Raw genomic sequence first — 23478 nt, 5'->3', positions numbered from 1 at the left:
CGTGGATTAGCAGATTGTTTTTTCTTCAATGAACTTGTTAACCAGCGTCATTAACTCGTCCGTTGTCGGTTGAGCAAGAGCCTGCTCTGCTAACACCTTCGCATCTTCGAAGTTCGTGTTACGGATAATCTTCTTAATGCGCGGGATGGAAATGGCGCTCATAGAGAATTCGTCCAGACCCATACCCAGCAACAGAAGTGTAGCACGTTCGTCGCCTGCAAGCTCACCACACATGCCAGTCCATTTACCTTCTGCATGAGAAGCATCAATAACTTGCTTGATCAAGTTCAGTACGGACGGTGACATTGGCTGGTAGAGATGTGAAATCATATCATTACCACGGTCAACTGCCAGGGTGTACTGCGTTAAATCATTGGTGCCGATACTAAAGAAATCAACTTCTTTGGCTAAATGACGCGCAATGGTCGCGGCTGCTGGTGTTTCCACCATTACGCCGATCTCAATTGACTCGTCAAATGCTTTACCTTCGTCACGCAGTTCCTGTTTGTAGATCTCGATCTCTTTCTTCAGTGCACGCACTTCTTCAACAGAGATGATCATCGGGAACATAATGCGCAGCTTACCGAAAGCAGAGGCACGCAGAATCGCACGCACCTGGTCACGCAGGATCTCTTTACGATCCATGGCGATACGCACTGCACGCCAGCCCAGGAATGGGTTCTCTTCTTTCGGGAAGTTCATGTACGGCAGCTCTTTGTCGCCACCGATGTCCATGGTACGGACGATAACGGCCTGAGAGCCACAGGCTTCAGCCACCGCTTTGTACGCCGCAAACTGCTCTTCTTCAGTTGGCAGGGCGTCACGGTCCATGAACAGGAATTCAGTACGATACAGACCCACACCTTCCGCGCCGTTGCGCTCAGCGCCATCGACGTCGCGTACGGTACCGATGTTAGCGCACACTTCTACCTGATGGCCGTCCAGCGTGATGGCTGGCAGGTCTTTCAGTTTAGCGAGTTCCGCTTTCTCGGTGGCAACCTGCTCCTGAACGGTACGCAGTTGCTCGATCACATCGTTAGTTGGGTTGACGTAAACCACGTTATTTACGGCATCCAGAATCAGATAGTCGTCGTTTTTCACCTGAGTGGTGACGTTACCGGTACCCACGATGGCAGGCAGTTCCAGAGAACGCGCCATGATTGAGGTGTGGGAGGTACGGCCACCGGCGTCGGTGATGAAACCCAGCACCTTGTTCAGGTTCAGCTGTGCGGTTTCAGACGGGGTCAGATCAGCGGCAACCAGGATCACTTCGTCCTGAATCGCGCTCAGATCGATGATGGCCAGACCCAGGATGTTGCGCAGCAGGCGCTTACCGATGTCACGTACGTCAGCCGCACGCTCTTTCAGGTATTCATCGTCCAGCTCTTCCAGGGCAGATGCCTGACCTTCGATAACTTCATGCGCAGCCGCGTCGGCCGTCATGCCTTTATCTTTAATCAGGGCTATGATTTCCTGCTCCAGCTCCTCATCTTCGAGCAGCATGATGTGCCCTTCGAAGATAGCTTCTTTTTCTTCACCGAAAGTTTCGCCAGCTTTAGTTTTGATTGCTTCCAGTTGCGCAGATGCCTTGGCACGACCGCTCAGAAAACGTTCAACTTCCTGATCAACCTTGTCGGCAGAAATTTTTTTCCGGTCGATGACGATCTCGTCTTCTTTCAGCAGCAATGCTTTGCCGAAAGCGATACCCGGGGATGCTAAAATGCCTGAAATCATAACCCTACCTTACTTGTGACTGATATTTAAAAGAACCCGGAAACTTACTCGAGCTCAGCCATCAGTTTTACCAGATGCTCAACTGCTTTCTGCTCGTCTTCACCTTCAGCAGAGATAGTGACAACGGTGCCCTGAGTCAGGCCCAGAGTCTGCAGTTTGAACAGGCTTTTTGCGCTAGCGCTTTTGCCGTTGGAAGTCACAGTGATTTCAGAAGTGAAGCCTTTCGCTTCTTTAACAAACTGAGCAGCAGGGCGGGTGTGCAGACCGTTCGGAGCGGTAATGGTAACTTCTTGCTGGAACATTGTATTTCCCCAACTTATAGGTTTAGTGTTGTGGAACTAAAGTCTAGCCTGGCGACTGAACTTTAGCCTGTATTGTTAGCGCTGACGTTTCGATCGTCATTAAACATTATGCAGCGAAAGCAAGACTTGAACCAAATCATAAAATCGATTCAGCAAGGGTATTTCGTTCGCTGATTAATTTCACGCATCAAAATAATTGCTGGTTTAAATACCAGACCCAACGGGGTGAATCAATGCTAGGAGGGGTAAAACTTTGAAGCAGGCCACAAAAAAGCACCTAAAAAGGTGCTTTTTTACGCGTTATTAACATGCTGGCATTACTGTTGCAGTTCTTTCTCGGTAAACAGATCGGCAAACAGTGCAGTGCTTAAGTAACGCTCACCTGACGAAGGTAGGATAACCACAATATTCTTGTTGGTAAAGGACTCATCTTCCTGAAGTTTGAGCGCCGCCGCAACGGCCGCGCCGGAAGAGATACCGGCCAGAATACCTTCTTCATCCATCAGGCGGCGTGCCGTCGAGATGGCTTCTTCGTTCGTGATCGTGACGACTTTATCGATAAGCTTCAGATCCAGGTTACCCGGAATAAAGCCTGCGCCGATACCCTGAATCTTGTGCGGGCCCGGTTTGAGCTCTTCACCCGCCAGCGCCTGGGTGATAACCGGCGAGTCGGTCGGCTCAACGGCCACGGTGATCAGGTCTTTTTTACCTTTCGTGCCTTTAATATAGCGTGACACACCGGTCAGCGTACCGCCGGTACCCACGCCGGAGATAAACACATCAACCTGGCCATCGGTATCTTCCCAGATTTCAGGCCCGGTGGTTTTCTCGTGGATTTCCGGGTTTGCCGGGTTGCTGAACTGCTGAAGCAGCAGGTATTTCGCCGGATCGCTGGCAACAATCTCTTCGGCTTTCTGAATGGCACCTTTCATGCCTTTCGCGCCTTCGGTCAACACCAGGTTTGCGCCCAGCGCTTTTAGCAGCTTGCGGCGTTCGATGCTCATGGTTTCAGGCATGGTCAGCGTCAGCTTATAGCCACGCGCCGCAGCCACATAGGCCAGCGCAATACCGGTGTTGCCGCTGGTAGGCTCCACCAGCTCAACACCTGGCTTGAGCACGCCACGTTTTTCGGCATCCCAAATCATATTTGCACCGATACGGCATTTTACGCTGAAGCTCGGGTTACGGGATTCGACCTTCGCCAGAATGCGTCCATTACCGATACGGTTCAGTCGAACCAGGGGCGTATGACCGATAGTCAGCGAGTTGTCTTCATAAATCTTACTCATGGCCTGTCCTTAACTGTATGAAATTGGGATACCGACCCAGCATACCTGCTAAGCAGGTAGGGGGAAGTAAGGAATTCGCATATCTATATACTGCAAGGAAATAATGGGGATCAGTATGGAATAAGGGATAGCATAAGCCATCCCTTGTTTACACATTTTTGCATTACTTCCATAACGCGTGCTTAGCACGGTAGCAGTCGACCCACATTGCCGTTGCGCCGCACACCGCAACGGGCATGATGAAAAGATTAAGGAAGGGGATCAAGGTGAACAGGCTGGTAAGCGCGCCAAACTGCATATTGGCCACTTTCTGCGTGCGCAGCGCGGTGCGCATCTCTTTAAAGGGCACCTTGTGGTTATCAAACGGGTAGTCGCAGTACTGAATAGCCAGCATCCAGGCGCTGAACAGGAACCACAGCACGGGCGCAACCGTCTGGCCGATACCGGGCACCAGATAAAGGAGAAGCAGTACAATTGCACGGGGGAGATACCAGGCGAATTTTTGCCATTCGCGCTTCATGATGCGCGGAATATCTTTCATGATCCCCAGTACGCCCGTGTCCGGTGGCGTGGCACCTGTCAGACGCGCTTCGAGCTGTTCCGCCAGCAGGCCGTTAAACGGCGCCGCAATCCAGTTGGCGATCGTTGAGAAGAAATAGCCGAACACCAACAGCACAGAAATCACCGCGAGTGGCCACAGCAGATAGCTCAGCCACTGCAGCCAGTCAGGCACATAGCTCATCATGGCCGGGACCCAGCTTTCAAGCTTCGTGAAAAGCCACCAGAAGGCGCCGCCCATAAGAATAATGTTGATCAGCAAGGGCAGAATGACGAAACGTCGAATACCCGGCAGGGAGACCAGTTTCCAGCCCTGAGAAAAATACCAGACGCCGCTGCGTGGGGGAGAAGAAGATGTTGAAACCATAACCAGGCTGTACTCCTTTTTTCACAACCAGTGGAATTGCCCGCCTATATTATCCAGTTACGGACCAATGACCAGTTCGGAAATGTTCGAAAAAACAGCAAAAAGCACGATTTAGTTCATCTTTATGCTGTGAATGCTCTGCACACACTTGCACTTGACGTAAACGGCAAATACTCTTAGTGAGTAAATGTTTGCCGTGGTGGCAAGGTGTTAGAACAACAGAGAATATAATGATGCAGGATTTGCGTCTGATATTAATCATTGTTGGCGCGATCGCCATAATCGCTTTACTGGTACATGGTTTCTGGACCAGCCGTAAAGAGCGTTCTTCTATGTTTCGCGATCGCCCACTGAAGCGCATGAAGTCCAGTCGTGACGACGATGACAGTGAATATGACATCGACGATCGCGATGACGACGGCGTGGGTGAAGTTCGTGTTCATCGGGTCAATACTGCGCCCGGCGCGGCTCATGGGGAGCATGAAGCCCCCCGTACTGCGCAGCACCAGTATCAACCGCCGTATGCTTCTGCACAGCCGCGCCAGCCTGCGCCGCAGCCTGTGGAAGAGCCGGTGCGTCAGCCGCCGCAGCAGCCTGTTCAACAGCAGCCAGCTGCGCCGCAGCCGGTTCCACAGCAACCCGTGCAGCAGCCTGTACAACCGCAGCCTGCTCAGCCGGTACAGCAACCGCCGCAACAGCCTGTTCAGGCGCAGCCTGCACCACAGCCAGCCCCGGCACCGCAGGTTGAGCCAGAGCCCGTTGTAGAGCCAGAACCGGTTGTTGAAAAACCGCAGCGTAAAGAAGCGGTGATCATCATGAACGTGGCCGCCCATCACGGCAGCCATCTGAACGGTGACGTGCTGCTTAACAGTATTCAACAGGCTGGCTTCAAGTTTGGCGACATGAATATTTTCCATCGCCACCTGAGCCCGGACGGTAGCGGCCCGGCGCTGTTTAGCCTGGCCAACATGGTTAACCCTGGCACCTTCGACCCTGAAATGACGGGCGATTTCGTGACGCCGGGCGTGACGATCTTTATGCAGGTTCCGTCATACGGTGATGAACTGCAAAACTTTAAGCTGATGCTGCAGTCCGCTCAGCACATCGCTGACGAAGTGGGTGGTGTGGTGCTCGACGACCAGCGTCGCATGATGACGCCGCAGAAACTGCGCGAGTATCAGGACCGCATCCGCGAAGTTAAGGAAGCCAACGCGTAATCGACGCGTTTTCTTCAACTCCTCCTCAACCCCCGCCTGTCGGGGGTTTTTTCTCATTGATGGTGCGATATGGACTCAATCGAACAACAAATCACTGAACTGCGAACCACGCTTCGCCATCATGAATATCTTTATCATGTGATGGACGCACCGGAAGTGCCGGATGCGGAGTACGATCGCCTGATGCGTGAACTGCGCGATTTAGAGGCGCAGCACCCGGAGTTGATCACCCCGGACTCCCCAACCCAACGTGTCGGCGCTGAACCGCTAGGTGCGTTCAGCCAGGTACGTCATGAAGTGCCGATGCTCTCTCTGGATAACGTCTTCGATGAAGAGAGCTTTCTCGCCTTTAATAAGCGTGTGCAGGATCGACTCAAAAGCAGCGACGCCCTGACCTGGTGCTGTGAGCTGAAGCTGGATGGCCTGGCCGTCAGCATCCTCTACGAAAACGGCGTGCTGGTCCGTGCCGCAACGCGCGGTGATGGCACTACCGGGGAAGACATCACCACCAACGTGCGTACCATCCGCGCGATCCCGCTGAAGTTGCACGGCGACAATATTCCTGCTCGTCTGGAAGTGCGCGGTGAAGTTTTCCTGCCGCAGGCGGGCTTCGAGAAAATCAACGAAGAGGCGCGTCGCACCGGTGGGAAGGTATTTGCGAACCCGCGCAACGCGGCGGCAGGCTCTTTACGCCAGCTGGACCCGCGTATTACCGCGAAGCGACCGCTTACTTTCTTCTGCTATGGCGTCGGTATTCTGGAAGGAGGGGAGCTGCCGGACACCCACCTCGGGCGTTTGCTGCAGTTTAAAGCGTGGGGCTTGCCGGTCAGCAACCGCGTGCAGCTTTGCGACTCACCGGAGGCGGTTCTTGCGTTTTATCGCAAGGTTGAAGAAGACCGCCCGACGCTCGGTTTTGATATCGATGGTGTGGTGATCAAGGTTAACTCGCTTGCGCTTCAGGAGCAGCTAGGCTTTGTGGCGCGAGCACCACGCTGGGCTGTGGCGTTTAAATTCCCGGCCCAGGAGCAGATGACCTTTGTCCGCGATGTGGAGTTCCAGGTGGGTCGTACCGGAGCCATCACGCCGGTTGCGCGTCTGGAGCCAGTACACGTGGCCGGTGTGCTGGTGAGCAACGCCACGCTGCATAACGCGGATGAAATCGATCGTCTTGGCCTGCGTATTGGTGACAAAGTGGTGATTCGCCGGGCGGGAGATGTGATCCCGCAAGTGGTCAACGTGGTTCAGTCAGAACGCCCTGATGATACGCGCGCCATCGTGTTTCCGACGCATTGCCCGGTATGTGGCTCAGACGTAGAGCGTGTGGAAGGCGAAGCGGTGGCTCGCTGTACCGGGGGATTAATCTGTGGTGCGCAGCGTAAAGAGTCACTCAAGCACTTCGTTTCCCGACGGGCAATGGACGTTGACGGCATGGGCGACAAAATTATCGACCAGCTGGTTGAGAAAGAGTATGTCCATACGCCTGCGGATCTTTTCAAACTGACGGCGGGTAAGCTGACCGGTCTTGACCGCATGGGGCCGAAGTCGGCTCAGAATGTGGTGAATGCGCTGGAAGCCGCCAAAGAGACCACGTTTGCCCGTTTCCTCTATGCGCTTGGTATTCGTGAGGTTGGGGAAGCCACCGCAGCAGGTCTGGCGGCGTACTTTGGCACGCTGGACGCGCTGGAAAAAGCGAGCATTGAGGAGCTGCAAAAAGTGCCTGATGTCGGCATTGTGGTGGCCACGCACGTCTTTAACTTCTTTGCCGAAGAGAGCAACCGCGACGTCATCGGAAAACTGCTGGAGCAGGGCATTAAATGGCCTGCGCCAGTCGTCGTCAACGCCGAAGAGATCGACAGCCCGTTTGCCGGTAAAACGGTAGTACTGACCGGCAGTCTCAGCCAGCTTTCACGGGATGATGCGAAGGCGCGTCTGGTGGCGCTGGGGGCAAAAGTGGCGGGCAGCGTGTCGAAGAAAACGGATCTGGTGATCGCCGGGGAAGCCGCCGGTTCCAAGCTTGCAAAAGCGCAGGAGCTCGGGATTGAGGTAATCGATGAAGCAGAAATGATGCGTCTGTTGGGAGAGTAACGTGGAAAAAGAGCAGCTCGTCGAGATCGCCAATACAGAGATGCCGTTCGGTAAATATAAGGGCCGCAGGCTGATTGATTTGCCGGAAGAGTACCTTCTGTGGTTTGCCCGAAAGGATGAATTCCCGGCGGGACGACTGGGCGAGCTGATGGCCATCACGCTACTGATTAAAACCGAGGGGCTGACCCAGCTGGTTCAGCCCCTGAAACGTCCTTAAGCCTTCGCGGCGCGGGTCTCTTCCTGCGCCAGTTTTTCCGTCTGACGTTTATAACGACGCGCCAGTACTGCACAGACCATCAGCTGGATCTGATGGAAAATCATCAGCGGCAGTACCATCATCCCAATCACCGAGGTCGGGAACAGAATGTTGGCCATCGGGATGCCGTTTGCCAGGCTCTTCTTCGAGCCGCAGAACACAATGGTGATTTCGTCTGCTTTGTTGAAGCCGCACTTGCGTGCCACAAAGACGTTTACCGCAATGACAATCGCCAGCAGGACGATACTGACCACTACGATAAACAGCAGCGAGCCTGCGCCCACCTTATGCCAGATACCATTCACCACGGCTTCGCTGAAGGCGGAGTAAACCACCAGCAGGATCGACGTCTGATCGGTTTTTGAGATCCATTTCTTGTGCTTCGCCACAAACGCCCCCGTCCACGGACGAGAAAGATGACCAAGGACAAATGGCAGAAGCAGCTGCAGACAGATTTTCCCGACCTGCTCCAGATTACCGCCTGCACCGTGCATATTCATCAGCAGGCCAACCAGCAGCGGCGAGACGAAAATCCCTAACAGGCTTGATGCCGATGCCGAGCAGACAGCGGCCGCGACGTTGCCGCCTGCCAGCGAAGTAAAGGCAATGGCGGACTGGACGGTGGCTGGCAAAATACAGAGGTAGAGGAAACCGGTATAGAGCGCCGGGTCAACATTGACCGGAGCCCACCACGCAAACAGTACGCCGAGTATCGGGAACAGTATAAAGGTGCTGCACATGACCCACAGGTGCAGTCGCCAGTGGCTTCCCCCTGCGATAATGGCTTCGCGGGAGAGTTTGGCGCCGTGCATAAAGAACAGCAGCGCGATGGCCGCGGTGGTGAGTCCTTCAAAGAATGGCACAAAACCGCCGCGCGCGGGGAAGAAGGAGGCCAGTAAAACAGTGACGACCAAGGTAAGTGTAAACGGATCAAGAATACGAAATAGTTTCATAATGACTCCTGAAAACAGATGTCGCTATTGTGCTTTGTTCCCTTTGAGAAATAAAATTGATTTATTGCATCTATTCATGAATTAAACAGATGAATTATTCCTTACGTCAGCTTCGCGTTTTTGTCACCGTGGCCCATGCCCGCAGCTTCAGCCGGGCAGGGGAGATCATTGGCCTGAGCCAGTCGGCCGTCAGCCACAGTGTGAAAGAACTGGAACTCCAGACAGGTGTGCGTCTACTCGACCGCACCACGCGTGAAGTGGTATTAACCGAAGCCGGACAGCAGCTGGCGCTGCGACTGGAGCGGTTACTGGATGAACTGAACAGCACGCTCAGGGATGTCGGGAGACTGGGGCAGCAGCTTTCTGGCACCGTACGGGTGGCGGCGAGCCAGACGATTTCGGCGCATCTTATTCCGCAGTGTATTGCTGAGGGTAACCAGCGCTATCCGGATATCGATTTTGTGCTGCACGACAGGCCGCAACAGTGGGTACTGGAGAGCATCCGCCAGGGCGATGTGGATTTTGGCATCGTCATCGATCCCGGCCAGGTGAGTGACCTGGAGTGTGAGATTGTGCTTTCTGAGCCTTTTTTGTTGCTCTGTCGGGACGACGATCCGCTGGCAATGCTGCCTCATGTCAGCTGGCAGACGCTGCAGGGCGCGAAACTGGTTTTACAGGATTATGCATCGGGCAGCCGTCCGTTGATTGACTCCGCGCTGAATGCTCAGGGGGTAAAAGCAACCATCGTGCAGGAGATTGGTCACCCGGCTACGCTGTTTCCTATGGTTGAGGCAGGCATTGGGATCAGCGTATTGCCTGCCCTGGCGCTGCCGTTGCCACAGGGGAGCCGGCTGGCTGTAAGACGGTTGACCCCGGTGGTTGACAGAAAGCTGATGCTGGTTCGACGAAAAAATCGTTCTCTTTCGGGGGCGGCACAGGCTATCTGGGAAGTGGTGCGTATCCAGGCGCAACGGTTAACCGAAGCCCGCATACGCGACCCACTGTTTAATGCTGCAGATGATTAGATGTAAATATCGATCTGATTGACATCTGATGGGTTGTTTACGCCTTCCACTTTGCCCTGCTTCTGATCTTGTTTCTTCTGGGCCTCTTCCGCCTGCTGGCGCAATAGTTGTGCAAGCTGTGTCTGCAGCACTTTAAGCTGTGCCTGAATGAGCTCCTGCTGTTTTTTCTTCTCTTCCGGGCTGCCGGCACTCTCTGGCAGCTCTTTTAGCTGTTGAGTCAGTTTGGTGATTTGCTCCGTGATGCGGCTGATTTGGGCAGCAATATCGTTGCCACTGGAAGCACTCCCACCACTGTTACTGGTTTGAATAGGGTGGGTTGATGTCTGAATGGTCGTCATAGTCTTTCCTCTTACCATAAAACAGAGATATCGGCACCGATGGTGGGAGCTTGAGGAAAACTGCTATATCTGGCAGGGCGTTAGGCTGGCTGGAGCGGTCAGACTTATGATAAGAAGCTTCTGTTCGACAGGTTCGAATCATCTATATCGCAGATAGCAAAAAAGCGCCTTTAGGGCGCTTTTTTACATTGGTGGGTCGTGCAGGATTCGAACCTGCGACCAATTGATTAAAAGTCAACTGCTCTACCAACTGAGCTAACGACCCGAAATGGTGGGCGATGACGGGCTCGAACCGCCGACCCCCTCCGTGTAAAGGAGATGCTCTACCAACTGAGCTAATCGCCCAATCTCAATTCTTATCTACACTGCGAGTCTACGTGAAGTAGATGGTGGGTGATGACGGGCTCGAACCGCCGACCCCCTCCGTGTAAAGGAGATGCTCTACCAACTGAGCTAATCACCCCCGCTGTGTGGAGTCGCATTATAGGGAGAGTTGAAAATGAGTCAACGCATTTTCTAAAGTTTTTATTCGTTCGTCGTAAAATTAAACAAAACGATCGTGAAATGGGCTGTGGCGCATGATTTCTAAACAAAAAAAGCAAACTCGGTCACGATAAAGGGATCGACATTGAGGAATCGCCGCACAGTGATAGAATATTGCCTATCGTTTTTTCCCCAGGATTTGCCGATTGCCGGCATCTTTATAACGTAAGGCCATTTCATGAAAATCAAAACTCGCTTCGCGCCCAGCCCGACAGGCTACCTGCACGTCGGTGGTGCACGTACTGCTCTCTATTCCTGGCTTTTTGCACGCCACAACAAAGGTGAGTTCGTGCTGCGTATTGAAGACACCGATCTCGAGCGCTCCACGCCGGAAGCAATTGAAGCCATTATGGATGGGATGAACTGGCTGAATCTGCAGTGGGATGAAGGTCCTTACTTCCAGACCAAACGTTTTGACCGTTATAACGCGGTAATTGACGAGATGCTGGTCGCGGGTACGGCATACAAATGCTATTGCTCTAAAGAGCGCCTGGATGCGCTACGTGAAGAGCAGATGGCGAACGGCGAAAAGCCGCGTTACGACGGCCGCTGCCGCCATGACCACAGCGAGCATGCCGCTGATGAACCTTGCGTGGTGCGTTTTGCTAACCCACAGGACGGCTCTGTTATTTTTGACGACCAGATCCGTGGCCCAATCGAATTCAGCAACCAAGAGCTGGACGATCTGATCATCCGCCGTACCGACGGTTCTCCAACCTATAACTTCTGCGTGGTGGTTGACGACTGGGACATGGAAATCACCCACGTTATCCGTGGTGAAGACCACATCAACAATACCCCTCGTCAAATCAACATTCTGAAAGCGTTAAATGCCCCTGTTCCGGTCTATGCGCACGTTTCAATGATCAACGGTGACGACGGTAAAAAGCTGTCTAAACGTCACGGTGCGGTCAGCGTTATGCAGTATCGCGACGACGGCTATCTGCCGGAAGCGCTGCTGAACTACCTGGTGCGTCTGGGCTGGGCTCATGGTGATCAGGAAATTTTCAGCCGCGAAGAGATGATCGATCTGTTCTCTCTGAACTCTGTGAGCAAATCCGCCAGTGCATTTAACACTGACAAGCTGCTGTGGCTGAACTACCACTACATCAATACCATGCCGCCGGAATATGTGGCGACTTACCTGCAGTGGCACATTGAGCAGGCCAATATTGATACCCGTACTGGCCCTGAGCTGGCGGACCTGGTGAAACTGCTCGGCGAGCGTTGCAAGACGCTGAAAGAGATCGCCGAAAGCTGCCGCTATTTCTATGAAGAGTTTGATGAGTTCGATGCGGATGCCGCGAAGAAACATCTGCGTCCTGTTGCGCGTCAGCCGCTGGAAGTGGTACGTGACAAACTGGCGGCCCTCACTGAGTGGACCGCAGAGAATGTGCATCATGCGATTCAGGCTACCGCTGACGAACTGGAAGTCGGTATGGGTAAAGTAGGTATGCCACTGCGCGTAGCGGTGACCGGTGCGGGTCAGTCTCCGGCGCTGGATGTTACCGTTCACGCGATCGGTAAGTCTCGCAGCGTGGCGCGCATTAACAAGGCTCTGGGATTTATTGCTGAACGTGAAAACCAGCAGTAAAACAGCCTGAGATGCAAAAACGGCAGGGTAACCTGCCGTTTTTTTATGCGTGTAATTCAGCAATACCCAGGCGCGTAAGAAAACCGCTGATGCCTTCGCGTTTTAGCAACACGTGCAGTCGCTCCTGTTCCAGCTGCGTCATGTTTTCAAGCGTGTCGACAATCTGCACGAGCAGATTCGATGACGCAGGATCGCCATAGGGCATCGTTGCTTCTGCCAGGTGGTAAACCGCCTGACGGTTGCGAATGGCCGGGAGGTTCATGATATGCTCCTTCACCCGAGCATCAATGTGGATCAGCCGCGCCCGTCCCCCTTTCACGCCATTGATCCCTTCGGTTTTCCAGCCCTGCTGACGAATCCAGCGGTTAACGGTTTGCCGGGCAACACCCAGGCTGTTCGCCAGCTCTTCCGTGGTCATTTTGCTGCGTAATCTTTTCATATCAGTTATGGTCGCGAATCCCTAAACGTTGCAACAATCCGGTAATCCCTTCCCGCAGTAACAGCGATGTCATCTGCTTTTGCTCTTCCGGCGTCATTTCATTCGCCAGCGTCAGAAGTAATGTGTGCAGAGAACCGTTTTGCAACGCATTTTCCGGCATATCTGCGGTTTCCGTTGCCCGGCGCGCGCTGCGGATAAAGTCACGCACTTTCTCGTTCACATGTACCAGGCGCGCTTTCCCGCCCTGAACTCCCGGTTTTGGCGATGTAATCCAACCCTCTTTGCGTACCCATTTATTGATGGTCTGGCGGCTATAGCCAGTGAGGAGGGCTAACTCTTCTGGCGTCATTCGTTCCTTGATCATACAATTTCCTGAATATTTGTGGGGTCAATTAACGGTTCATTTTATAGCACCGTTTTAGGTGAAAACGTGACAGGCTTAACTCCTGACTGCGAGGCGGCTCGCAAAGTGGTTCATTTGCATGATTTTTCGGCGATTGAACGGCAGTGATTGATTTTGCCGTTGACACTCCGCAGCGGAATTCATATTATGCCGCCCGTCAACATGACAGCTTTACGATGGGGCTATAGCTCAGCTGGGAGAGCGCTTGCATGGCATGCAAGAGGTCAGCGGTTCGATCCCGCTTAGCTCCACCAAACTCTGAACCCAACAGAGTAGGGTAAGTAAAGTAACATGTGGGGCTATAGCTCAGCTGGGAGAGCGCTTGCATGGCATGCAAGAGGTCAGCGGTTCGATCCCGCTTAGCTCCACCAAAATTTGAACCCTCGTCGAAAGACGGGGGTTTTTTTATGTCTTTGTAACGACCTTCACCCTCTTTTGTTGCCAAATTAGCAGCATTCCTATACCTCGCCTCAATCCAAATCAATAAACGAGTCTATAAATGGACTTCAACTTGATTCGAGCAATTAATAAACCTATTATCCGTCCGGCCAATAATTTGCATGGTAAAACAGATTATCCAACTTAATGAATAGAAAAACTTACAATAATGTAAAGATATTTATGATTGCTCTGGCACTGTGTTTGATTACGGTGCCCTTTTCCCGTTATATCTCTCCACGCGCTATAGTAAATGGTCATGATGTTTATCTGGCATGGCTGCCGTTAAGCGTTATGCTGGCCGTGATTTTGTTATTTGGGCGTCGGGCAATCATTCCCATTCTTTTAAGTTTCACTATTGCTAACATCTACAATATTAATTTAGCACCACTACAATATTTAGTATTATTGATCTGTCAGACGTTTTCTGTTTTTGCTGCCTGTGGCGTCCTGCGCCTTGTGCTGGGCAAGCGCTGGCGTCACTGCGTGCCGAACAAACACATTGGGCAACGTATATTCTGGCTGGGCTTTATGGTGCCGATAGGCATTAAAGGGTTGATGTATCTGGCTGGCTTTTTATTTGATTTTCCCGTGACTATCTCAACATTCTTTGGCGAAGGCACCGTAATTTATAACATCGTTGATATTCAAAGCTTGATATGCGCAGCATTGATTTTCACCATGATGTTCTATTATCCATTAAGAATGATAATTAATCCCCGCTATGTCAGAACCTTCTGGCTGCGGAGCGTGAAGCCAGTGTTTTTTCATAAAAAATCTTTGTATGTATTCATCTGGCTGGCTTTTTTAATTTTCACCCTTGCCGTGTTATGTGCGCCATTTGAGTCACCGGTTATTGCTGGCTATTTAATGCCAGTCATTTTTATTCTCTTTACGCTAGGTATCAGTCGCCTCAGCTATGCGCTCATCTCTTTACTGTGGGCTGCATCCGCTCTGCTGCTGTTGACCTATAACTACAACTTCCTTAATGGCGTCGAATCTGGGCATTCACTCTCCTTTATCCTGTCTGTGCTGATCTCTTTCGCTATCTGTCTGCTTTACATGTCGCGGCTCTACCAGCGAAGCAACTGGTTGAAGCAGGACTGGCAGGACAGGGCGCTGACCGACCCGCTGACCGGTTTACCGAATATTCGGGCGCTGGAAGAGTTTCTTCAGGCTCAGCCGGATGCAAAAATCTGCTGCCTGCGGATGGACAACCTGGAATTTTTAAGCCGCCACTACGGCATTCTCATGCGGGTGCATTGCAAACGTAGGGTAACCACCTCCCTGCAGCCGCTGTTGCAGAAAGATGAGAAGCTCTTCCAGTTGCCAGGCAGCGAGCTGGTCATTGTATTGCTGGGGCCTGAAACCGCTGAACGGCTGCAGCATATGGTCGATCAATTAAACAGCCGAAAAATTTACTGGAACAACACGGGGCTGGATATCGAGTTTGGCGCATCCTGGGGAATGGTTGAAAACGGCGAGAACTTGCACCATACGCTGGGCCAACTGAGCTGGCTGGCCGAGCAGTCATGCGGAGCGCATAACGTACTCGCGCTCACCAATAGCCTGGAGGCCGCGTCGGGGCAAACCACAGAACGGGTGCTGATGTTAGCGCGTATCAAACATGCCCTGGATGCCGGTCAGTTTCATTTATATGCCCAGCCAATCCAAAAAGCGGACGGCAGCGGTTATTACGAAATACTGGCGCGCATGGAAAGCGAGGGTGAGATTATCACGCCTGACCGCTTCATCCCGCTGATTGCCCAGTTTAACCTGAGCCACCGCTTTGATATGTGCGTGCTGGAAAAACTGCTGTTGTGGTTGCGCGATCATCCTGCGTCGCAGGGTGGCACTCGCTTTTCTGTCAATCTGATGCCTCTGACGCTGATGCAAAAAGAGGTGGCTACCGAGATTAGCGCGTTGTTCGAACACTATGGTATCGCGCCGCAGGACGTTGTCCTTGAGATCACGGAAGAGCAGGCCTTCTCGAACTCTGGCAGCAGTATCAAAAATCTTCAGCAGCTGCGGGATCGTGGGTTCCGTATCGCGATTGATGATTTTGGTACCGGCTATGCCAACTACGAACGACTCAGACGCCTTCAGGCGGATATCATTAAAATAGATGGCTGCTTTGTTAAAGATATCTGTACCGACGACATGGACGCGATGATTGTGCAGTCGATTTGTAATCTGGCAAAAACCAAATCACTGAGTGTGGTGGCAGAATATGTGGAGACGCCGGCGCAACGCGACATGCTGCTGCGTTTTGGTGTGGATTACCTGCAGGGATACCTGATAGGCAAACCGACGCCGCTTGACGCACTGCAGGCATAAAAAAACCGGGAGCCAGGCTCCCGGTTCTCATATAACGTGACGGGTTACAGTACCAGTGCTGCGATAGACGCTGACAGTACGCTCACCAGCGTTGAGCCGTAAACCAGTTTCAGACCGAAGCGAGAAACAACGTTACCCTGTTCTTCGTTCAGACCTTTAATCGCACCGGCGATGATACCGATGGACGAGAAGTTCGCGAAGGAAACCAGGAACACGGACAGGATGCCTTCCGCACGTGGAGAGAGCGTGCTGGCGATTTTCTGCAGATCCATCATTGCAACGAATTCGTTAGAAACCAGTTTGGTCGCCATGATACTGCCAACCTGCAGCGCTTCGTGAGCAGGGACACCCATCACCCATGCAACAGGGTAGAAGATGTAGCCCAGGATGCCCTGGAAGGAGATGCCCAGAACCGCGGCGAACAGGGCGTTCAGGGCAGAGATCAGGGCGATGAAGCCGATCAGCATCGCGGCAACAATAATCGCCACTTTAAAGCCCGCCAGAATATATTCACCCAGCATTTCGAAGAAGCTCTGACCTTCGTGCAGATTTGCCATCTGCAGGTTCTCTTCGCCTTCCTCAACACGGTATGGGTTGATCAGTGACAGCACGATAAAGGTACTGAACATATTCAGCACCAGAGCAGCAACCACATATTTTGGTTCCAGCATGGTCATATACGCGCCCACGATAGACATGGAAACGGTGGACATTGCTGTTGCGGCCATGGTGTACATACGGTTACGGGACATCTTGCCGAGAATATCTTTATACGCGATAAAGTTCTCTGACTGGCCCAGAATCAGGGAGCTAACGGCGTTGAATGATTCCAGCTTACCCATACCGTTAACTTTGGACAGTACGGTACCAATGGCGCGGATCACAATCGGCAGAACACGGATGTGTTGCAGAATACCAATCAGCGCAGAGATGAAGACGATTGGGCAAAGTACTTTCAGGAAGAAGAACGCCAGCCCTTCGTCGTTCATTTTACCGAAGACAAAGTTCGTCCCTTCGTTAGCGAATCCGAGCAGTTTTTCGAACATTTCGGAGAAGCCTTTTACGAAGCCAAGCCCCACGTTGGAGTTCAGGAAGAACCACGCGAGCAAAACTTCAATAACGAGAAGCTGAACAACAAAGCGAATGCGGATTTTTTTACGGTCATGGCTGACCAGCAACGCAAGCGCAGTAACGACAACGAGTGCCAGGACAAAGTGAAGGACGCGGTCCATATTTGCTCCAAATATGAGGCAGGTTTAATTTTCGTGCACATTCTATGTAACAACCGAAAAGAAAACGAGATCAAGGACACACTATAGTTACATCCTGTGACGAGTCTCAAAAATAGTGATCCACAATACATTTTTGTTATGTTAGGTAAATGAGTGAAAAGTTAAGTTTGTGTGCTAGTCTTCACAAAAGAGCGCGCGATTTCGGTTTCTGTTAGAGCGCCCCCGCTTACCCGCCTGTCTATCGTTCAAAGCTATCAGAGAAATCACTGCAACCGTTACAAATGATCTTGATAATCATTCTCATTTTGATAGCATTAAACATAGCAAAGGCTATATTTCAGAGGCAGAAATGACAAACAGTCGCGTAGAGGGTAGCAGTGGCAGAGCAGCGCGCAAGTTGCGGTTCGCATTAATGGGACCTGCGTTCATCGCTGCCATTGGCTATATCGATCCAGGCAATTTTGCGACCAATATTCAGGCCGGGGCCAGCTTTGGCTATAAGCTTCTGTGGGTGGTTGTCTGGGCTAACCTGATGGCTATGCTGATTCAGATGCTTTCCGCGAAACTGGGTATTGCCACCGGTAAAAACCTGGCGGAACAGATCCGTGATCATTACCCGCGCCCGGTGGTATGGTTGTACTGGATCCAGGCGGAAATCATTGCGATGGCAACCGATCTCGCCGAATTCATTGGTGCGGCAATTGGTTTCAAGCTGATCCTTGGCGTATCACTGCTGCAGGGGGCGGTGCTTACCGGCATTGCCACCTTCCTTATTCTGATGCTGCAGCGTCGGGGGCAAAAACCGCTGGAAAAAGTCATCGGCGGCCTGCTGCTGTTTGTCGCTGCGGCCTATATTGTCGAACTGATTTTCTCGCAGCCTAACCTGGCGCAGCTCGGTAAAGGGATGGTGATCCCAAGCCTGCCAACCTCTGAAGCGGTGTTCCTCGCTGCCGGGGTGCTGGGGGCGACCATCATGCCACATGTGATTTACCTTCACTCCTCGTTAACCCAGCACCTGCACGGGGGGACGCGCAAAGAACGCTATTCCGCAACCAAATGGGATGTGGCTATCGCCATGACGATTGCCGGTTTTGTGAATCTGGCGATGATGGCTACCGCTGCCGCAGCGTTCCACTTTAACGGTCACACCGGCATTGCCGATCTCGATCAGGCCTATCTGACGCTGGAGCCGTTACTGAGCCATGCGGCTGCGACCATATTTGGCTTAAGCCTGGTGGCGGCAGGTCTCTCCTCTACGGTGGTGGGAACACTGGCCGGGCAGGTGGTCATGCAGGGGTTCGTCCGTTTCCATATACCGCTGTGGGTACGTCGCACCGTCACAATGTTGCCGTCATTTGTGGTGATCCTGATGGGGCTGGATCCAACACGCATTCTGGTCATGAGCCAGGTGCTGCTGAGCTTCGGGATCGCACTTGCGCTGGTGCCGCTGCTGATCTTTACCAGCAACAAACATCTGATGGGCGAACTGGTTAACACCACGCTGGTGAAACGGACCGGATGGGTCATCGTGGTTGTGGTAGTGGCGCTGAACCTGTGGTTACTGATAGGCACGGCATTGGGGTTATAAAAGAAAAAGGAGCCGGGAGGCTCCTTTTTTATGATTAGTGTCGACCGTGGCCGTGGCCGTGGCCATGTCCACCGCGACCTTTACCGCCGCGATCCCAGCCGCCACGGCGGTCATCACGGTCGTTCCAGCCTTCGCGATAACCACGCTCGTAGGCGTTGTTTTTGTACCAGCCGCGGTGCAAACCATTATCATGTTTCCACCAGCGGTCGCCGCGCCACTCATAGTGACGGTGCCAGTAGTCACGGTCGCGCCAGTAGCCACCGTCCCAGTATCTGCCGTAGTCGTCACGATCGCCAATTTGTAATTTTACTGATGGCAACAGGGTGATTTCGCCAGCAGTGGCGACCAGCGGGGCCGAAGCCAGTAATACCGCTGCAAGAATCAGTGACCTGAACATACTCTTCTCCTTCACGATCGGGGCCTTAGGGGGCCTGTTAACGCAATTTTACGAGTTAGAAAAGCCTCGTTTCATCGCCTCAACTCCGAATTCAGACGTGATAGCACTTTTTGCTAAAACAGGATTTATTTTGAGCTATTCAGGATCCCGTCAATGGTGGCCAGCTCTTCCGCCGTGAAATGGCGGTTCTCCAGCATGCCCACTGCATCGTCTATTTGCCCGGTTTTACTGGCGCCAATCAGTACGGAAGTTACCGCCTCGTGGCGTAAAATCCAGGCCAGCGCCATCTGAGACAGCTTCTGTCCCCGGCTTTCTGCCAGCGCGTTCAGTCTTCTGACTTTTTCCAGTTTCTCCTGGGTTATCTGATCCGGGTTCAGGAACTTACTCCCGCTCGCGGCACGGGAGTCCGCCGGAATGCCGTTCAGATAACGATCGGTCAGTTGACCACCCGCCAGCGGCGAGAACGGAATGCAGCCGACACCTTTTTCCTGCAAAACGTCCAGCAAGCCCGCTTCCGGCGCACGTTCAAACATTGAATATTTAGGCTGATGGATCAGACACGGCGTGCCGAGGTCATGGAGTATGTCGATAGCCTGCCGTGCAAGCTCTGCCGGGTAATTGGACAAACCGACATACAGGGCTTTCCCCTGACGCACCAGATGGTCAAGCGCTTTCATTGTCTCCTGCAGCGGCGTTTCCGGGTCTGGACGGTGGTGGTAGAAGATATCGACATACTCCAGCCCCATACGTTTCAGACTTTGATTCAGGCTTGCGATGAGATATTTGCGCGATCCCCAGTCACCGTAAGGGCCGTCCCACATGGTATAACCCGCTTTCGTCGAGATGATCAGTTCATCGCGCCACGGCAGAAAATCTTCCTGCAAAATGCGGCCGAAATTGCGCTCGGCGGAACCGGGAGGCGGACCATAGTTATTGGCAAGGTCGAAGTGTGTAATACCAAGATCAAACGCGCGCTGTAAAAGTTGACGGCTGTTTTCGATAAGCGTGGCGTCACCGAAGTTGTGCCAGAGCCCAAGAGAGACGGCGGGTAATTTAACGCCACTTTGCCCACAGCGACGATACAGCATTGTCTGATAACGGTTTTTATCTGGCTGATAGTGCATTCTCATGACCTCTGGCGCTAAAAAGTAAGAACAGTGTATGCGTTTACACTGATGCGAAAAAACAGAGCATAGCGCAGCCTTTTTTGTAAAGCATTCTTTCCATACTCTTCTTTCTGCCATTTCTGGACAGCCATCACGCTTATTTAATACTCAAAGTGAGGTCAACGTCAGAAGGACACCTGTTATGCGAACCCCGTACTGCGTCGCCGATTACCTGCTGGACCGTCTCACAGATTGTGGTGCCGATCATCTGTTTGGCGTGCCGGGCGACTATAACCTGCAGTTTCTCGATCATGTCATCGACAGCCCGGATATCTGTTGGGTGGGCTGTGCCAATGAGCTAAACGCATCTTATGCCGCTGACGGATATGCCCGATGTAAGGGCTTTGCCGCGCTGCTGACAACATTTGGCGTAGGGGAATTAAGTGCCATGAACGGCATGGCCGGCAGCTTTGCCGAGCATGTTCCGGTGTTACACATTGTGGGGGCACCGGGCACGGCCTCACAGCAAAAAGGGGAGCTGCTGCACCACACGCTGGGTGATGGTGAGTTCCGCCACTTCTACCATATGAGTGAACCGATCACGGTCGCGCAGGCGATCCTGACCGAACAAAATGCCTGCTACGAAATCGACAGAGTGTTAACAACCATGCTGCGGGAGCGACGTCCAGGCTACCTGATGCTGCCTGCTGATGTGGCTAAAAAATCAGCCACGCCGCCTGTAAACGCTCTCACGTTTAAGACCGCGCATGCCGATAACGCCTGCCTGAAAGCGTTCCGAGACGCCGCCGAGAGCAGGCTGAAAACAAGCAAGCGTACCGCGCTGTTGGCCGATTTCCTGGTCATGCGCCACGGCATGAAACATGCCCTGCAGAAATGGGTGAAAGAGGTGCCCATTGCCCACGCCACCATGCTGATGGGCAAGGGCATTTTTGACGAACGCCAGCCCGGTTTTTATGGCACGTACAGTGGTTCGGCAAGCGTCGGGGCGGTAAAAGAGGCCATCGAAGGGGCGGATACGGTACTGTGCATTGGCACGCGTTTTACTGATACCCTGACGGCGGGGTTTACCCATCAGCTGACGCAGGCGCAAACGATAGAAGTGCAGCCCCATGCCGCACGGGTGGGGGATGTCTGGTTTACCGGTATCCCTATGTCTGACGCGATCGAGACGCTGGTGGCTCTCTGCAAACAGTATGTCCACGATACCCTGGTGCCAGTCTCTCACAGCGGTATCGCCTTCCCGCAATCCGAGGGCTCGCTCACTCAGGAGAATTTCTGGAGCACCCTGCAAACCTTTATTCGCCCGGGTGACATTATTCTTGCCGACCAGGGGACGTCAGCCTTTGGTGCGATCGATCTGCGTCTGCCGGCAGACGTGAATTTTATCGTCCAGCCGCTGTGGGGCTCCATTGGCTACACCCTGGCCGCGGCGTATGGTGCCCAAACCGCCTGTCCAGACCGGCGCGTCATTGTGCTCACGGGGGATGGCGCCGCGCAGTTGACCATTCAGGAACTGGGCTCGATGCTGCGTGATAAACAGCACCCCATTATCCTGGTGCTCAACAATGAAGGGTACACCGTAGAGAGGGCCATTCACGGACCGGAACAGCGCTATAACGACATTGCCTTATGGAACTGGACGCAAATTCCGCAGGCTCTGAGCCTGGATCCTCAGGCACAGTGCTGGCGGGTCAGTGAAGCGGAACAGCTGGCGGAGGTGCTCGAAAAAGTGGCACACCACGAGCGACTATCACTGATTGAAGTGATGCTACCCAAAGCGGATATCCCGCCGCTGTTAGGGGCGATTACCAAAGCGCTGGAAGCGCGTAACAACGCCTGATCACTTATCGTTACGCCAGGCCATCATCATCGGTTTGCCCGCCAGCAGGAGCCAGGCGGGCAACATCACAATGCAAAGTAACGGGATGAGAGTAGTATCCGGAACCACCACCGCGGCCATAAACAGGCTCAGCCAGGCATCACGTGTCACCACCAATACCAGCCCCAGAATTGAGCAAGAGACGGTAATCGCCGCCGGAACCGCATCCACATGTTCATGCAGCATCAGCCCCAACGCGACGCCAACAAAGACCGCCGGGAAGATCCGGCCGCCACGGAAACCGCACGCTGCCGCCACCACCAGCGCAGCCAGCTTTATGAGCGCAAACAGCAGATAATCGGACACGCTAAACACCTGACTGAAGGCCAGCTGTTGCATCTCATCCAGACCTTTAAACAGCGTTACCTTACCGCCGATGGCTCCTAAAATGCCGAGGATCAATCCGCCGACCCCGAGGATAAGCACCGGATGTTTGAGCTTATGCACCAGCCGGTGCAGACGCGGCAGACACCATACGGCGATCATCCCCAGCGCAATGGCAATAGCGACCACAACCGCACCGCTGAAGATATCGGCTATCTGCATCTGGCCGTAGTGGGGAAGGGAGAGCGAGAAGTGTGGATTGAAAAACAGACTGGTGGTGAGCGCACCAGCCGCAGCAGCCATCAGTGGCGCAAAGAGTTTATCCCAGAGCGGCACGTCGTTATTGCTGGAGAGCGTCTGCGAGAAAATCAGCGCGGCCGCGACCGGCGTGCCGAAGAGCGCGCCAATGGTGCCGGCCGATGCCAGAATCGTCCAGTCCAGGGCCCCGACGCGAGGTAAAATGCGTGAACCGAGATACACCGCCAGACCGATGTTGACCGCCATGATCGGGTGTTCCGGCCCCAGACTAACGCCGCCCGCCAGACCGATAATCAACGCGATAATAAGTCCTGGCAGCGCTGCAGGTGCGACCGGAGCACCAATCAGCGGTTCCAGCGCCGGATCAGGCCCGGCGTGCCCTGGGCTAAAGCGGATCACCAGACCCACCGCAACCCCCGTCAGGGTCAGCATCATAATGATCCATGCCGGCGAATCAACGCTGATACCCACCTGAGCCGGAAGCGCAGTCCATAACATCGTTTGCAGCACCGAGGCGACTTTCATCACGACGATAAGCACCAGGCTTGAGACAATACCAATAATTAAGGCCGGGATTGCCAGCAACAGCATGGTTCTGGCTCGCGGGTGGAGCATGATAATTTCCTTGTACAAAAAGGTATTACGTTACTTTGCACAATCAGCATTGTGGCAATAGTGCAAAAGGTGCTGAAACGGTAAAGTTATTCTGTGACGAAGATCGATAATCCCGGGGCATTCACCTTCCGGTCGTTGTTGTTATCACGCCTTGAATTTACAGTGTTCCAAAGATTTATT

General features: G+C 53.2%; 20 protein-coding genes and 5 tRNA genes. 10 read left to right on the top strand and 15 right to left on the bottom strand.

The genetic code is table 11. The features are described from left to right. Positions 1 to 6: 6 nt before the first annotated feature. The 4 genes from ptsI to cysZ form a co-directional block, all read right to left on the bottom strand. Positions 7 to 1734, bottom strand: a complete 1728-nt coding sequence (ptsI, locus tag ACMWKA_RS04325; RefSeq protein ID WP_013098199.1) for a phosphoenolpyruvate-protein phosphotransferase PtsI — start codon at positions 1732 to 1734, stop codon at positions 7 to 9. Between the two features lie 44 nt (positions 1735 to 1778). Further along, the gene (ptsH, locus tag ACMWKA_RS04320) at positions 1779 to 2036 is read right to left on the bottom strand and encodes a phosphocarrier protein Hpr (protein WP_000487600.1); all 258 of its coding nucleotides are present in this window, start codon (positions 2034 to 2036) and stop codon (positions 1779 to 1781) included. Between the two features lie 317 nt (positions 2037 to 2353). Beyond that, positions 2354 to 3325, bottom strand: coding sequence for a cysteine synthase A (cysK, locus tag ACMWKA_RS04315; protein ID WP_013098198.1), 972 nt, complete (start codon positions 3323 to 3325; stop codon positions 2354 to 2356). 163 nt (positions 3326 to 3488) lie between these two features. Further along, positions 3489 to 4250, bottom strand: a complete 762-nt coding sequence (gene cysZ, locus ACMWKA_RS04310) for a sulfate transporter CysZ (protein ID WP_013098197.1) — start codon at positions 4248 to 4250, stop codon at positions 3489 to 3491. 230 nt (positions 4251 to 4480) lie between these two features. On the opposite strand from cysZ, the gene zipA reads away from it, so the two are divergent. The 3 genes from zipA (at position 4481) to ACMWKA_RS04295 (ending at position 7769) form a co-directional block, all read left to right on the top strand. Further along, positions 4481 to 5467, top strand: coding sequence for a cell division protein ZipA (gene zipA / locus ACMWKA_RS04305; RefSeq protein ID WP_023622070.1), 987 nt, complete (start codon positions 4481 to 4483; stop codon positions 5465 to 5467). 69 nt (positions 5468 to 5536) lie between these two features. Next, entirely contained in the window at positions 5537 to 7552 is a 2016-nt protein-coding gene (gene ligA, locus ACMWKA_RS04300; protein WP_013098195.1) for an NAD-dependent DNA ligase LigA, read from the top strand. A gap of 1 nt (position 7553) precedes the next feature. Further along, positions 7554 to 7769 (top strand): DUF3820 family protein, encoded by a 216-nt coding sequence (locus ACMWKA_RS04295; RefSeq protein WP_003861328.1) that lies wholly within the window; start codon positions 7554 to 7556, stop codon positions 7767 to 7769. On the opposite strand, the gene ACMWKA_RS04290 is transcribed toward ACMWKA_RS04295, so the two are convergent. Then, positions 7766 to 8761, bottom strand: a complete 996-nt coding sequence (locus ACMWKA_RS04290; RefSeq protein WP_029883927.1) for a bile acid:sodium symporter family protein — start codon at positions 8759 to 8761, stop codon at positions 7766 to 7768. The genes ACMWKA_RS04295 and ACMWKA_RS04290 overlap by 4 nt on opposite strands. Before the next feature lie 89 nt (positions 8762 to 8850). Here ACMWKA_RS04290 and ACMWKA_RS04285 point away from each other — a divergent pair, with 89 nt between their 5' ends. Further along, positions 8851 to 9786: a LysR family transcriptional regulator gene (locus tag ACMWKA_RS04285; RefSeq protein ID WP_013098193.1), complete on the top strand. Its 936-nt coding sequence runs from the start codon at positions 8851 to 8853 to the stop codon at positions 9784 to 9786. Here the strand turns inward: ACMWKA_RS04285 and ACMWKA_RS04280 are convergent. The 4 genes from ACMWKA_RS04280 to ACMWKA_RS04265 all read right to left on the bottom strand — a co-directional run bounded on the left by ACMWKA_RS04280 (position 9783) and on the right by ACMWKA_RS04265 (position 10587). After that, the gene (locus tag ACMWKA_RS04280) at positions 9783 to 10124 is read right to left on the bottom strand and encodes a FlxA-like family protein (protein WP_013098192.1); all 342 of its coding nucleotides are present in this window, start codon (positions 10122 to 10124) and stop codon (positions 9783 to 9785) included. The genes ACMWKA_RS04285 and ACMWKA_RS04280 overlap by 4 nt on opposite strands. A 189-nt stretch (positions 10125 to 10313) precedes the next feature. Further along, positions 10314 to 10389, bottom strand: a tRNA-Lys gene (locus ACMWKA_RS04275). Between the two features lie 4 nt (positions 10390 to 10393). Next, a tRNA-Val gene (locus ACMWKA_RS04270) sits at positions 10394 to 10469 on the bottom strand. A gap of 42 nt (positions 10470 to 10511) precedes the next feature. Then, positions 10512 to 10587: transfer RNA gene (locus ACMWKA_RS04265), tRNA-Val, on the bottom strand. Between the two features lie 258 nt (positions 10588 to 10845). Between ACMWKA_RS04265 and gltX the strand changes: the two genes are divergently transcribed. Continuing rightward, positions 10846 to 12261, top strand: a complete 1416-nt coding sequence (gene gltX / locus ACMWKA_RS04260; RefSeq protein WP_414760016.1) for a glutamate--tRNA ligase — start codon at positions 10846 to 10848, stop codon at positions 12259 to 12261. A 43-nt stretch (positions 12262 to 12304) separates the two neighbouring features. Here gltX and ACMWKA_RS04255 read toward each other — a convergent pair whose 3' ends face one another. Together ACMWKA_RS04255 and ACMWKA_RS04250 are read right to left on the bottom strand one after the other, a co-directional pair. Next, complete coding sequence (locus ACMWKA_RS04255) at positions 12305 to 12700, bottom strand: YfeC-like transcriptional regulator (protein ID WP_013098190.1); 396 nt, start codon at positions 12698 to 12700, stop codon at positions 12305 to 12307. 1 nt (position 12701) lies between these two features. Beyond that, positions 12702 to 13064 (bottom strand): YfeC-like transcriptional regulator, encoded by a 363-nt coding sequence (locus ACMWKA_RS04250; RefSeq protein WP_020690601.1) that lies wholly within the window; start codon positions 13062 to 13064, stop codon positions 12702 to 12704. Positions 13065 to 13281: 217 nt separating this feature from the next. Here ACMWKA_RS04250 and ACMWKA_RS04245 point away from each other — a divergent pair. The 3 genes from ACMWKA_RS04245 (at position 13282) to ACMWKA_RS04235 (ending at position 15878) form a co-directional block, all read left to right on the top strand. Then, positions 13282 to 13357, top strand: a tRNA-Ala gene (locus ACMWKA_RS04245). Positions 13358 to 13398: 41 nt separating this feature from the next. Further along, positions 13399 to 13474: transfer RNA gene (locus tag ACMWKA_RS04240), tRNA-Ala, on the top strand. Positions 13475 to 13688: 214 nt separating this feature from the next. Next, entirely contained in the window at positions 13689 to 15878 is a 2190-nt protein-coding gene (locus ACMWKA_RS04235; protein WP_047352191.1) for an EAL domain-containing protein, read from the top strand. 44 nt (positions 15879 to 15922) lie between these two features. Here the strand turns inward: ACMWKA_RS04235 and ACMWKA_RS04230 are convergent, their stop codons facing one another. Further along, positions 15923 to 17110 carry a NupC/NupG family nucleoside CNT transporter gene (locus tag ACMWKA_RS04230; RefSeq protein ID WP_013098187.1) on the bottom strand — a complete coding sequence of 396 codons (1188 nt, stop codon included), beginning with the start codon at positions 17108 to 17110 and terminating at the stop codon, positions 15923 to 15925. A gap of 349 nt (positions 17111 to 17459) precedes the next feature. Here ACMWKA_RS04230 and ACMWKA_RS04225 point away from each other — a divergent pair, with 349 nt between their 5' ends. Then, on the top strand, positions 17460 to 18698 hold the full coding sequence (locus tag ACMWKA_RS04225) for an Nramp family divalent metal transporter (protein WP_414760015.1): 1239 nt from the start codon (positions 17460 to 17462) through the stop codon (positions 18696 to 18698). A 34-nt stretch (positions 18699 to 18732) separates the two neighbouring features. On the opposite strand, the gene ACMWKA_RS04220 is transcribed toward ACMWKA_RS04225, so the two are convergent. Further along, positions 18733 to 19095, bottom strand: a complete 363-nt coding sequence (locus tag ACMWKA_RS04220) for a DUF2502 domain-containing protein (protein WP_050861133.1) — start codon at positions 19093 to 19095, stop codon at positions 18733 to 18735. A 125-nt stretch (positions 19096 to 19220) separates the two neighbouring features. Continuing rightward, the gene (gene mgrA, locus ACMWKA_RS04215) at positions 19221 to 20219 is read right to left on the bottom strand and encodes an L-glyceraldehyde 3-phosphate reductase (RefSeq protein WP_038984364.1); all 999 of its coding nucleotides are present in this window, start codon (positions 20217 to 20219) and stop codon (positions 19221 to 19223) included. 184 nt (positions 20220 to 20403) lie between these two features. Here mgrA and ipdC point away from each other — a divergent pair, with 184 nt between their 5' ends. Continuing rightward, positions 20404 to 22062: an indolepyruvate decarboxylase gene (gene ipdC / locus ACMWKA_RS04210; protein WP_058682342.1), complete on the top strand. Its 1659-nt coding sequence runs from the start codon at positions 20404 to 20406 to the stop codon at positions 22060 to 22062. On the opposite strand, the gene ACMWKA_RS04205 is transcribed toward ipdC, so the two are convergent. Beyond that, positions 22063 to 23298, bottom strand: a complete 1236-nt coding sequence (locus ACMWKA_RS04205) for an ion channel protein (RefSeq protein WP_029881751.1) — start codon at positions 23296 to 23298, stop codon at positions 22063 to 22065. Positions 23299 to 23478 lie beyond the last annotated feature (180 nt).

This window comes from Enterobacter sp. 03-F-07-AD-ECC (assembly GCF_047530935.1).
Taxonomy (GTDB): domain Bacteria; phylum Pseudomonadota; class Gammaproteobacteria; order Enterobacterales; family Enterobacteriaceae; genus Enterobacter; species Enterobacter cloacae.
This window is presented reverse-complemented; position numbering and strand designations above follow the sequence as displayed.

What these genes read in the sequence shown, in the direction of transcription:
- ptsI (WP_013098199.1), bottom strand. Translation starts at nt 1,734, where the DNA reads ATGATTTCAGGCATTTTAGCATCCCCGGGTATCGCTTTCGGCAAAGCA.
- ptsH (WP_000487600.1), bottom strand. Translation starts at nt 2,036, where the DNA reads ATGTTCCAGCAAGAAGTTACCATTACCGCTCCGAACGGTCTGCACACC.
- cysK (WP_013098198.1), bottom strand. Translation starts at nt 3,325, where the DNA reads ATGAGTAAGATTTATGAAGACAACTCGCTGACTATCGGTCATACGCCC.
- cysZ (WP_013098197.1), bottom strand. Translation starts at nt 4,250, where the DNA reads ATGGTTTCAACATCTTCTTCTCCCCCACGCAGCGGCGTCTGGTATTTT.
- zipA (WP_023622070.1), top strand. Translation starts at nt 4,481, where the DNA reads ATGATGCAGGATTTGCGTCTGATATTAATCATTGTTGGCGCGATCGCC.
- ligA (WP_013098195.1), top strand. Translation starts at nt 5,537, where the DNA reads ATGGACTCAATCGAACAACAAATCACTGAACTGCGAACCACGCTTCGC.
- ACMWKA_RS04290 (WP_029883927.1), bottom strand. Translation starts at nt 8,761, where the DNA reads ATGAAACTATTTCGTATTCTTGATCCGTTTACACTTACCTTGGTCGTC.
- ACMWKA_RS04285 (WP_013098193.1), top strand. Translation starts at nt 8,851, where the DNA reads ATGAATTATTCCTTACGTCAGCTTCGCGTTTTTGTCACCGTGGCCCAT.
- ACMWKA_RS04280 (WP_013098192.1), bottom strand. Translation starts at nt 10,124, where the DNA reads ATGACGACCATTCAGACATCAACCCACCCTATTCAAACCAGTAACAGT.
- gltX (WP_414760016.1), top strand. Translation starts at nt 10,846, where the DNA reads ATGAAAATCAAAACTCGCTTCGCGCCCAGCCCGACAGGCTACCTGCAC.
- ACMWKA_RS04255 (WP_013098190.1), bottom strand. Translation starts at nt 12,700, where the DNA reads ATGAAAAGATTACGCAGCAAAATGACCACGGAAGAGCTGGCGAACAGC.
- ACMWKA_RS04250 (WP_020690601.1), bottom strand. Translation starts at nt 13,064, where the DNA reads ATGATCAAGGAACGAATGACGCCAGAAGAGTTAGCCCTCCTCACTGGC.
- ACMWKA_RS04235 (WP_047352191.1), top strand. Translation starts at nt 13,689, where the DNA reads ATGAATAGAAAAACTTACAATAATGTAAAGATATTTATGATTGCTCTG.
- ACMWKA_RS04230 (WP_013098187.1), bottom strand. Translation starts at nt 17,110, where the DNA reads ATGGACCGCGTCCTTCACTTTGTCCTGGCACTCGTTGTCGTTACTGCG.
- ACMWKA_RS04225 (WP_414760015.1), top strand. Translation starts at nt 17,460, where the DNA reads ATGACAAACAGTCGCGTAGAGGGTAGCAGTGGCAGAGCAGCGCGCAAG.
- ACMWKA_RS04220 (WP_050861133.1), bottom strand. Translation starts at nt 19,095, where the DNA reads ATGTTCAGGTCACTGATTCTTGCAGCGGTATTACTGGCTTCGGCCCCG.
- mgrA (WP_038984364.1), bottom strand. Translation starts at nt 20,219, where the DNA reads ATGCACTATCAGCCAGATAAAAACCGTTATCAGACAATGCTGTATCGT.
- ipdC (WP_058682342.1), top strand. Translation starts at nt 20,404, where the DNA reads ATGCGAACCCCGTACTGCGTCGCCGATTACCTGCTGGACCGTCTCACA.
- ACMWKA_RS04205 (WP_029881751.1), bottom strand. Translation starts at nt 23,298, where the DNA reads ATGCTCCACCCGCGAGCCAGAACCATGCTGTTGCTGGCAATCCCGGCC.